Below are 9,287 nucleotides of genomic sequence, written 5' to 3'. Positions count from 1 at the left end.
GGCTACGTATTGCTAAGGTTAAAGAACGACTCTATACTGTGACAGCACCTCACCGATGGCGGCATCGACGTGCGCCCGCACCCCCATATCGGGCTGGGCACGGTGACCTATCTGTATCAGGGCGAATTCCATCACCGTGACAGTCTGGGCACCAATCAGATGATCTATCCGGGAGAGGTCAACTGGATGCTGGCGGGGCGCGGCGTCACCCATTCCGAACGCACCAGCCCTGAAACCCGCGCCAGGCGCCATTCGCTGTTCGGCATCCAGACCTGGGTTGCCCTGCCCGAAGACCGCGAGGATATGGCCCCCGATTTCGAACATCACAGCAAGGAATCGCTGCCCTTTCTGAACGACAACGGGCCGAGGCATCGCTGATCCTTGCATCGGCATGAAGTGAACGCGCCCCGTCACCATGCAGAGCGATGACATCCTTTATGCCGATGTCTGCCGCAAAACGGCGCCAGCCTGCCTCTTGCCCGACGATCACGAGGACCGCGGCCTGTATATCACGCAGGGCAGCGTTGAGATCGCCGGTGAGACGTTTCAGGAACGCCGCATGATGGTCTTCGTCCCGGCGACCGCATCAGCGTCAAGGCGGGGCCGCAGGGCGCGCGGATCATGGCGCTTGGCGGCGAAACCCTGAACGGGCCGCGCTATGTCTGGTGGAACTTCGTGTCCTCGTCCAAGGAAAAGATCGAACTGGCGAAACAGGCCTGGGCGACCGGCGACTGGTCGAATGGTCCCTTTCACCTGTCGCCGGGCGATGATCGGGAATTCATCCCGATCCCCGAACGGTGATCTTGCGCGGGCCCGCTATTCCCCATGCGGACCTTCGCAAAAGCGGATGCGGTTCATGAACGGGTCGATGACCGTCATCTCGCGCCCCCAATCGACGGTTTCCAGACCGGGGCGCATATGGAGATAGCCGGCAGCGAATTGATCTCGGCGTGGAATTCCTCGATCCCGTTCATGCGCACGAAAACCGTGGTGCCGGGCGTGCCGTCGCCGTGATGTTCGGACAGATGCAGCACCAGCCCGGCGCGGCTGACCTGCAGATACAGCGGCATTCCGGGATGGAAGCGGTGTTCCCAATCGACCGTCATCCCCAGAAAATCGCAATAGAATGCCCGCGCCTTGGCCTTCGTCGAAAATGCGCATAGATCGGCGGTCTGGTGGAAGTCCATTTGCCTAAGCCCCCTGTTCCGGCATGTGGTCGCGACTATGAAGATCGCGAGTTTCAATATCAACGGCGTCCGTGCCCGTGTCGCGCAACTGACCGACTGGCTGCGTGACCTCGCACAGCCCGATGCGGTCGTGTTGCAGAAATCAAGATCGTGGACGAGGGTTTTCCCGCGACCATTTCACCGATCTGGCTGGAATGTCGGAACCCACGCGGGCGGTCAACGGGGTCGCGATCCTGTCGCGCCTGCCCTCGAGAATGTGACGCGCGGCCTGCCCGGCGATGACGGCGACGAACAGGCCCGCTGGATCGAGGCGACGGTCGTGGGCAATCAGGCCGTGCGCATCGCGGGCTTTATCTGCCCAACGGCAACCCTGCGCCGGGGCCGAAATTCGATTACAACTGGCATGGATGCAGCGGCTGCGGCGCCCGTGGCAGGCGCGCTGGCCAGCTGAAATGCCGGTGGTGATGCTGGGCGATTAGCAACGTCATCCGCAGCCGCGCGATGCGGCTTTCCCCGAAAAATGGCTGGATGACGCGCTGTTTCAGCCTGAAAGCCGCGCGGCCCTGCGCCGTATCGAATATGACGGCTGGACCGAGGCGATCCGGCTGCACAACCTGAACGCGGCACAAGGCCCGTTCACCTTCTGGGACTATCAGGCCGGGGCCTGGGAAAAGAACAACGGCATCCGCATCGACCACCTGCTGCTTAGCCCGCAGGCGGCCGATCTGATGGTCGATTGCGGCATCGACCGCGACCAGCGCGCCGCCGACAAGCCGGCGACCACGTCCCGGTCTGGGCGTCGATCTGGCGGCCTGAGCCGCCGCCATCGTCAGGTTGCAGGTCCCGCGCCGGAGGGCGCGAACCTGTGGGCTACAAGAGGCCGGTCAGTCCGGTGATTGACCAGGATCTTGATCTGGGTCTTTTCGTTGACCAGCGTCTCGAAGCCCTGATCGACGATGTCATCCAGCGCGATGCGCTTGGTCACCGGCCGGTTCGGCGCGCACACCAGCTCCTCGACCATCAGATCCATGACGCAGGAAAGACATCGCGGTAGGCGATGGTGCCCTGCAACCGGCGTTCCTTGAGCACGACGGTATTGGGCTGAAACGGCGCCTGGCGATCCTCCAGATCGAGTATCGATGACGTCGTCTCGCCCTGTAGCGCGTGGCGTCGATGACGTTGCTGCAGCACGGCAGGGCACGCCCGTCACCTCGAAGGCGCAGGCATTGACGCCGCCCGGCGCCAGTGCTGCGGCACGTGGCCACCGCGTCCTCGGCCGGCGGGGTCGATGGCGCTGGCCGCGCCCAGTCTCCAGCGCCTTGGCCCGGCGCTCGGCCGAGGGTTCGACGACGTGGATGGCCGATGCCCCGGCGATGCGCAGCGATTCGATCAGCAGAAGGCCGATGGGCCCGGCACCAGCGACCGCCGCCGTATCGCCCGCCTTGAGCCTGGAAATCCGCACCGCATGCAGCGCGACCGCCGCCGGTTCGACCAATGCGCCCTGTTCATAGGTCAGCCCTTCGGGCATCTTGTGCGGCCCAACGCTCGCCCGTACGACGGTATAGGCCGAAACCCGCCGCCGCCGCCCGGGACAATCCATGAAAGCCCAGCGCCGCCGCACGGCGGCTGTACTTCCCGCGCAGGGCATAGCGTCGCAGTGCAAGCGCAGGACAGGATCGCCTCGACCACCACCGGATCGCCGGGCGCCAGCCGCGTCACGCCCGGGCCGACCTTGTCGATCTGGCCGGAAAACTCGTGTCCCATGACGATCGGGGCGATGTCCTGGCTGACCGGATGGGGCGCGGTGACCGGGATGAAGATCGGCCCCGCGACATATTCATGAAGGTCGCTGCCGCAGATGCCCGTCCATTTGACCTTTGATCCGAACCTGTCCGGGGCCGGGTTCGGGAATGTCGACGTCCTCGACGCGGATATCCCGGGCCTTGTGCCATCTGGCTGCTTTCACGGACGGATCCTTTCATGGTTGAAATCCGGAACTGTTCATGACGGCAATCGGACGGCGGGCGCCTTGACCCTGTCAATCAGGCGCAGTCGCCATGGCAGGTTGCCGAGGGGCTATTCCGCCCCCTCGTCGTCGGGCAGGTCGCCATCGTCCGGATATTCGTCATCATCGCCGAAACGCTTGTCGTCATCATAGACGTCTTCACCCTCGGGAACGAACTTGGACGATAGAAGCATTGACCTGTTGTCATGGCCGGGATCCATGACGACATCCGAGGGAATCTCTCCGGCCAGCCATTCGCGTGATCTCCGTCGCGGGCCTTCGGCTGTTTCCTGTTCGGTGACCCGGGCGATATAGGCGATGAATCGCTGCTGGTCGCCCTCGATCCCTCCAGCTCATCCTCGTCGGCTTCGGGCCAGCGCTCGGTGATGACCTCGATGAAGGCCGGCCAATTGTCTTGGATCTGCTGCCATTTTCATCAGTATCCGCCTCCTCCGCCGGTGGCGCCCTGCACGATGCGCGAGGCGCCGGTGATGTCTTCGCCCACCCCTGCGACAGTGCTGCAGCCCGCCAGAGCGAGCGTGGTCAGAAGGGTTGCGATAATCAGCTTCTGGTCATTTTACTTCTTCAAGCCACCAGGTTTCCGGCATGAAAACCCGGCCAATCGCCGTAAAGCGGTATGTATTCAGGATAATCCAGATCGGCGCAGAGCGGGCCAAGCGCGAAATCCGCGCGTGGTAGCTGACCGGGATGACGTATCTGCCCGGCCGTCAGGATCCGGTCCAGCGCGCGGGTCGCCGCCAGGTAATCCTCGCGCGTGGTGGCCCACCGGTGATCTTGCCCACCATCGCCTCGGCTGGGGGAGTTCATGCCCATCCAGTTGCGCGTGCCGGGCTGCGGTGATGCCTGGTGACCCCAATACAGCATTTGTTCATTGCCCGGCGACAGCGAGCGGGCGCGTTCATACCAGGTCATGTCGAACTGGTAATTGTTGGTGCGCTGGATGAACTGCGCCGGATCCAGCACGGTCACCGTCGGCGTGATGCCAAGATTGCGCAGCGAGGCGGAGAAGATATCGACCACCTGTCGCATCTCGGCCGCCGTCCGCATCGAACTGCCCGACTGGTTCAGCAGGATCTCAAAGCTCAGCGCGCGGCCCTGCGCATCGCGCATCACCCCGTCGTCATGCACGGTCCAGCCGCATCCGCCAGCAGGCGCAGGGCGGCGGTGATGCCGGGGCGATCCAGCAGCCGCGGCGCCGCCTGGGGGCAGGCTGTAGCCTTCGATCGTGCCGGGCAGCAGGTCACCCGCGAAAGCGCCAGTATGGTCCGCGGCCCTGGAGCCAGGCCGTGATCCATCGCCAGTTCCGAGTTCGAGAAGTAGCTGGTGATGCGCGGATCATCGCCCCCGCTCAGCGTGGCGTTGGTGAACTGGAAATTGAACGCCTCGATCATCGCCTGCCGCACGCGCCAGTCCTGAAACAGCGGATTGCGGGTGTTCATCACCAGCCCCATGATCCCCGAGGGGCGCCGGTTGGGTATCTCGGCCTTGACCACGCGCCCGTCGCGCATCGCCGGAAAGTCGAAATCGCGTTTCCATTTGGCGGCGACCAGCTCGCGCCAGACGTCGATCTCGCCTGCCTTGAAGGCTTCGAACATGGCATTGGCGTCGCCGAACCAGTCAAAGCGGATCTCGTCGAAGTTATGCATCCCCTGCGCCGACGGCAGGTCGCGGCCCCAGTAATCGGGGTTGCGGCGCAGGACCAGCCGGCGCCCGGCATCGACGCGGGTGATGACATAGGGGCCGGAACCGATGGGAATTTCCAGCCCCGATTCGCTGAAATCCTTGCCCTGCCACTGGGCTTTTTGCAGGATCGGCCGCAGCCCCATCAGCATCGCCAGTTCCCGGTCGTCTTCGGAGAAGGTGAAGCGCACCGAACGCGGGCCGGTCTGTTCGACCGATGCGACGCGGGACCAGACGCCGTGATAGCGGGGGTGGCCCTGCGTCCTCAGGTCTCATAGGACCAGATCACGTCCGCGATGGTGACCGGGGCGCCGTTGGAAAAGCGTGCCTCGGGCGCAGGGTGATTCGATCGCAGGACCGGTCGGGCGGGGTTTCCACGCTTTCGGCCAGCAGGCCATAGAGCGTGAAGGGTTCGTCCAGCGACCGATACATCATCGTTTCGGCAACCAGACCGGGCTGGAACAGCAGCGGCCATGCCGGATTGCCTTTCAGCACCCAGGGCTTCAGCGAATCGAAGGTGCCGGAGTTCGGCAAGGCAGATCGTGCCGCCTTTAGGGGGCGTCGGGATTGGCATAGGGCAGGTGGGAAAACCCTTCAGGCAGGGCAGGTTCTCCATACATTGCAAGGGCATGGACGGGTTCGGCAGGGCTTGCCAGCGGCATGAATGCAACACAGAAAAATGCCGCAAAACCCCGCCGAATCGCGGAATCGTTAAGATATTTGAAGAATCGCATGCCCGAGGTGCCCGGATTTTTATGTTCTGTCTGTTTGGGCCCGCACGGTAACCCGTGGTTAACCGCGTGGCAAACTTCCTCCTTGGACTCATCAGGGAAAAAGCATATAGATAAGGCACTGCTCGATAGGTTTCTTGCCTGTATGAAACCTGCCTCATGACTTGACGCCCGCCTTGTGCGGGCGTTTTTTTGTCGTGTATCCGCCGTATCTGCGCTCTATGCTGCGGACGCAAACAGACACGAGGTTGGTCATGTTCGAGACATTCCTGAAGGGTAAGACCGCAGTCGTCACCGGGTCGAATTCCGGCATCGGCCTGGGCATCGCGCATGAGCTGGCGCGCGCGGGGGCGGATCTGGTCATCAACAGCTTTACCGATGCGCCCGAGGATCATGCGCTGGCCCAGTCCATTGCCGATGAACATGGCGTCACGGTGCGCTATATCCAGGCCGATATGTCCGAATGGCGACGCAGTGCCGGCGCTGATCGAGCAGGCTGGACGCTGCGATATCCTGGTCAACAACGCGGGCATCCAGCATGTCGCGCCCATCGACCAGTTCCCGGTCGACAAGTGGAATGCGATCATCGCGATCAATCTGAATTCGGCCTTTCACACCACCGCCGTTGCGCTGCCGATGATGCGCAGGGCCGGGTGGGGCCGGGTCATCAACATCGCCTCGGCCCACGGGCTGACGGCGTCGGAGTTCAAATCGGCCTATGTCGCGGCCAAGCACGGCATCGTCGGCCTGACCAAGGTGACGGCGCTGGAAACCGCGAAAGAGCCGATCACCTGCAACGCGATCTGCCCCGGCTATGTGCTGACGCCCATCGTCGAAAAGCAGATCCCCGACCAGATGAAGACCCATGGCATGAGCCGCGAGGACGTGATCGCCAAGGTCATGCTGCAGCGCCAGCCCTCGGGCACGTTCGCCACGGTCGAGGAAATGGGCGGGACGGCGGTGTTCCTGTGTTCGAAATATGCCGATCAGATCACCGGGACCACGATTTCGGTGGATGGCGGCTGGACGGCGTTGTGATGGGTATTTGAATGATGAAGAAAGCCGGGGCGGGGGGCAGGCCAGATGGGACGGACCGCCCCGGAACAGCGCATCGGTCATTGTCTTTCCGATGGTCACTATTCCGCCGGGGCGACGTTTTCGGCCAATGGGGATGAAAGCACCGCGCGGGGTTTTACCGCGCGGGTTTTCTGGCGATGATGGGGCCCGACGGCGTAGCGGGGGTCAGCCCCAGACAGCCTCGAACTCGCGCCATTCGCCTTTGCTCATGCCCGATTTCTCGGCCGTGACGGTCTCGCCGGCCAGGCGGCGTCTCAGGAGTCTCGACGCCTTTCGCGGAAAGCTGCACTGCCGCCCAGGCGGTAATCCTCGAATGCGGAATAGGCCAAGCGGCACCCAGTCGCGGACGATGCCGCACATCGCCTCGGCATAGGCGCGGATCTCGTATTGCGCATGGGCGTCGGCGCGCAGGCGCAGGAAGTGGAACAGGTTGTGCAGGTCCACCTTCCAATACCATTGCGTATAGACATTGGCCGGCAGGTTCATCCGCGCCAGCTCGCGCGCAAGACCCTGCTGGCCGTCCTGGCTCAGCATCGCCTCGTAATGGTCATAGCTGCGCATCGCATCCTCGCGCAGCAGGTCCAGGACGCGCGCGGCCTCGTCGCCCTGCAGCACCTCGCCGCGGCCCTGGTTGTTCACGGTCGATTGCGCGGCCAGCTGTTCCGGGGCCGGGATGTAGAATTCGCGGTCGAGGATCGAATAGCGCGCCGAATATTCGTTCACGTTGGCGGTGCGGTGGCGGATCCATTGCCGGGCGACGAAGACCGGCAGCTTGACGTGGAACTTGACCTCGCACATCTCGAAGGGGGTCGAGTGCCAGTGCCGCATCAGATAGCGGATCAGCCCTTCGTCGTTCGAGACCGACTTGGTGCCGCGGCCATAGCTGACCCGCGCCGCCTGGGTGATGGCGCTGTCGTCGCCCATATAGTCGATGACCCGCACCAGCCCGTGGTCCAGCACCGGATGCGCCTGGTAGAGATGCCGCTCCATCCCCTCGGCCACGGCGCGCAGGGTGGGGCGCGGGGTGCGCGCGCAGCTCGTCGATCTCGGCCTGTTGTTCGGGGGTCAGCGGCATGTCGGGAATCCTTCCTTCTGCTGCCGTCTTGTCGCGCATGTCCGCGCCGCGATCAACGAGGAAACCCGGCGCCGCCGGTTGCCGTTATGCCGCGGCAATGCCAGTCTGACGGCCGCAAAGGAAAGGAAAGCCGATGAAGATCCGTTATCTGCACACCATGGTGCGCGTGCTCGACCTCGACAAGACGATGGCATTCTTCCGCCTGCTCGGGCTCGAGGAGACCCGGCGCATCGAGAACGACAAGGGCCGCTTCACCCTGGTCTTCATGGCGCCGCCCGAACAGCCGGAATGTCCGGTCGAACTGACCTGGAACTGGGACGGCGACGACGGGCTGCCTTCGGACAGCCGGCATTTCGGCCATCTGGCCTATCGCGTCAGCGATATTTACGCGATGTGCCAGAAGCTGATGGACGCCGGGGTGACGATCAACCGCCCGCCACGTGACGGGCATATGGCCTTTGTCCGCAGCCCGGACAATGTCTCGCATCGAGCTTTTTTGCAAGAGGGCAGATCGCTGCCCCCGCAAGAGCCGCGGGCCAGCATGGAAAACACCGGGCACTGGTAGTCCGCGCGCGACCGACCTGCGACAGGGGCCGCCTCCGAGAAGGGCGGCCTAATAGATGTAGCGGATCTGTTCGGTCCAGAAACGTTCGATCCGGCGCCATTGCAGGTTCACTTGTTCCAGCGGCGGATCGTCCAGAACCCCCGACATTTCCAGCCCGTCGGCATGGCGCGCGAACAGTTCGGCGACGATGTCGCGGACCTGCTGGCCGGTTTCGGTCAGGCGGACGCGGATCGACCGGCGGTCGGCCTCGCTGCGTTCGTGGCTGACATAGCCCATCTGGACCAGTTTCTTGAGGTTATAGGACACGTTCGAGCCCTGATAGATCCCGCGTGACCGCAGTTCCCCTGCCGATACCTCGGACGAGCCGAGATTATACAGGATCAGCGCCTGAACCGGGGTCAGGTCGTCGCGGCCCAGCCTTTCGAATTCGTCCTTGATCAGGTCCAGCAGCAGGCGATGCATCCGTTCAAGGATTTGCAGGCTTTCCAGATAGGTGCTGGTTCGGTCAGGTGCCGGCGCAGAGTTTGGTCGCAACGCAGGGGCAGGGCGGGACATGGGCAATTCCGTGCATGGTCAATCTGCTGCCATGGTTGCGCAATTTTCCCAATCTTCTCTTAATGCGATACAGATTTTCGGGATCTGAATGAGGTCTTGGTTAACCAAACCTTTTTGCGGCAAATCCCGCGATCCGGTCCAGCATCGCCGACAGCGCCGCGGGCCCCGCCGTTTCGCCCCGCATCCTGGCGGTGATCCAGGGATACGAATCCTGATCGTTTTCCAGCAGGACCGCCTCGTAAACCTGCAGTTCCGCATCGCTCAGCCCGGTCAGTTCGCGATCCGCGAAGGGGCCCAGGATCGAGGTCCATTTCCTTGGTCCCGCGCCGCCAGCTGCGCATCCGCATGCGCTTCAGTCTTGCCTCGTCGTTCACGAATAGCTTGCTCCGGT

Annotated in this window: 10 protein-coding genes and 5 pseudogenes; 4 read left to right on the top strand and 11 right to left on the bottom strand. The window is 63.3% G+C overall.

The window, feature by feature from the left end; all coding sequences use genetic code 11:
• Positions 1 to 48: 48 nt before the first annotated feature.
• A pseudogene (locus PE067_RS06110) lies at positions 49 to 801 on the top strand (pirin family protein); the annotation flags it as partial.
• A 15-nt stretch (positions 802 to 816) separates the two neighbouring features.
• Here the strand turns inward: PE067_RS06110 and PE067_RS06105 are convergent.
• Together PE067_RS06105 and PE067_RS06100 are read right to left on the bottom strand one after the other, a co-directional pair.
• Positions 817 to 918 carry a glyoxalase superfamily protein gene (locus tag PE067_RS06105; RefSeq protein WP_276188286.1) on the bottom strand — a complete coding sequence of 34 codons (102 nt, stop codon included), beginning with the start codon at positions 916 to 918 and terminating at the stop codon, positions 817 to 819.
• Positions 876 to 1,187 (bottom strand): glyoxalase superfamily protein, encoded by a 312-nt coding sequence (locus tag PE067_RS06100; protein WP_276188285.1) that lies wholly within the window; start codon positions 1,185 to 1,187, stop codon positions 876 to 878. Before PE067_RS06100 ends, PE067_RS06105 begins: the two co-directional genes overlap by 43 nt.
• Positions 1,188 to 1,224: 37 nt before the next feature.
• Between PE067_RS06100 and PE067_RS06095 the strand changes: the two are divergent.
• Positions 1,225 to 1,983 (top strand): annotated as a pseudogene (locus PE067_RS06095) (exodeoxyribonuclease III); the annotation flags it as partial.
• 33 nt (positions 1,984 to 2,016) lie between these two features.
• On the opposite strand, the gene PE067_RS06090 reads toward PE067_RS06095, so the two are convergent.
• From PE067_RS06090 to PE067_RS06065, 6 genes are all read right to left on the bottom strand, one after another.
• Positions 2,017 to 2,682, bottom strand: coding sequence for a hypothetical protein (locus PE067_RS06090; protein ID WP_276188317.1), 666 nt, complete (start codon positions 2,680 to 2,682; stop codon positions 2,017 to 2,019).
• Positions 2,683 to 2,699: 17 nt separating this feature from the next.
• Positions 2,700 to 3,008 (bottom strand): alcohol dehydrogenase catalytic domain-containing protein, encoded by a 309-nt coding sequence (locus PE067_RS06085; protein WP_276188314.1) that lies wholly within the window; start codon positions 3,006 to 3,008, stop codon positions 2,700 to 2,702.
• Positions 3,009 to 3,263: 255 nt separating this feature from the next.
• Positions 3,264 to 3,386: a hypothetical protein gene (locus tag PE067_RS06080; protein ID WP_276188284.1), complete on the bottom strand. Its 123-nt coding sequence runs from the start codon at positions 3,384 to 3,386 to the stop codon at positions 3,264 to 3,266.
• A 391-nt stretch (positions 3,387 to 3,777) separates the two neighbouring features.
• Entirely contained in the window at positions 3,778 to 4,341 is a 564-nt protein-coding gene (locus PE067_RS06075) for a hypothetical protein (RefSeq protein ID WP_276188283.1), read from the bottom strand.
• A complete protein-coding gene (locus PE067_RS06070) occupies positions 4,323 to 5,084 on the bottom strand; it encodes an ABC transporter substrate-binding protein (protein ID WP_276188282.1) in 762 nt (253 codons plus the stop codon). Before PE067_RS06070 ends, PE067_RS06075 begins: the two co-directional genes overlap by 19 nt.
• Before the next feature lie 94 nt (positions 5,085 to 5,178).
• Positions 5,179 to 5,427 carry a hypothetical protein gene (locus tag PE067_RS06065; protein WP_276188281.1) on the bottom strand — a complete coding sequence of 83 codons (249 nt, stop codon included), beginning with the start codon at positions 5,425 to 5,427 and terminating at the stop codon, positions 5,179 to 5,181.
• 451 nt (positions 5,428 to 5,878) lie between these two features.
• On the opposite strand from PE067_RS06065, the pseudogene PE067_RS06060 reads away from it, so the two are divergent.
• Positions 5,879 to 6,662: pseudogene (locus PE067_RS06060) on the top strand (3-hydroxybutyrate dehydrogenase).
• A gap of 204 nt (positions 6,663 to 6,866) precedes the next feature.
• Here the strand turns inward: PE067_RS06060 and thyX are convergent.
• A pseudogene (thyX, locus tag PE067_RS06055) lies at positions 6,867 to 7,776 on the bottom strand (FAD-dependent thymidylate synthase).
• A 133-nt stretch (positions 7,777 to 7,909) separates the two neighbouring features.
• On the opposite strand from thyX, the gene PE067_RS06050 reads away from it, so the two are divergent.
• Positions 7,910 to 8,341, top strand: a complete 432-nt coding sequence (locus tag PE067_RS06050) for a VOC family protein (RefSeq protein WP_276188280.1) — start codon at positions 7,910 to 7,912, stop codon at positions 8,339 to 8,341.
• 48 nt (positions 8,342 to 8,389) lie between these two features.
• Here the strand turns inward: PE067_RS06050 and PE067_RS06045 are convergent, their stop codons facing one another.
• Together PE067_RS06045 and PE067_RS06040 are read right to left on the bottom strand one after the other, a co-directional pair.
• Positions 8,390 to 8,896, bottom strand: coding sequence for a winged helix DNA-binding protein (locus PE067_RS06045; protein WP_276188279.1), 507 nt, complete (start codon positions 8,894 to 8,896; stop codon positions 8,390 to 8,392).
• 100 nt (positions 8,897 to 8,996) lie between these two features.
• Positions 8,997 to 9,237, bottom strand: a pseudogene (locus PE067_RS06040) (succinate dehydrogenase assembly factor 2).
• Between the last annotated feature and the right edge of the window lie 50 nt (positions 9,238 to 9,287).

This window comes from Paracoccus sp. DMF-8 (genome assembly GCF_029309835.1).
Taxonomy (GTDB): Bacteria; Pseudomonadota; Alphaproteobacteria; order Rhodobacterales; family Rhodobacteraceae; genus Paracoccus.
The sequence above is the reverse complement of the archived record's forward strand: the minus strand, read 5'-3'. Positions and strand labels throughout refer to the sequence as shown.

Coding starts and splice junctions, on each gene's coding strand:
- PE067_RS06105 (WP_276188286.1), bottom strand. CDS start 918: ATGCGCCCCGGTCTGGAAACCGTCGATTGGGGGCGCGAGATGACGGTC.
- PE067_RS06100 (WP_276188285.1), bottom strand. CDS start 1,187: ATGGACTTCCACCAGACCGCCGATCTATGCGCATTTTCGACGAAGGCC.
- PE067_RS06080 (WP_276188284.1), bottom strand. CDS start 3,386: ATGCTTCTATCGTCCAAGTTCGTTCCCGAGGGTGAAGACGTCTATGAT.
- PE067_RS06050 (WP_276188280.1), top strand. CDS start 7,910: ATGAAGATCCGTTATCTGCACACCATGGTGCGCGTGCTCGACCTCGAC.
- PE067_RS06045 (WP_276188279.1), bottom strand. CDS start 8,896: ATGTCCCGCCCTGCCCCTGCGTTGCGACCAAACTCTGCGCCGGCACCT.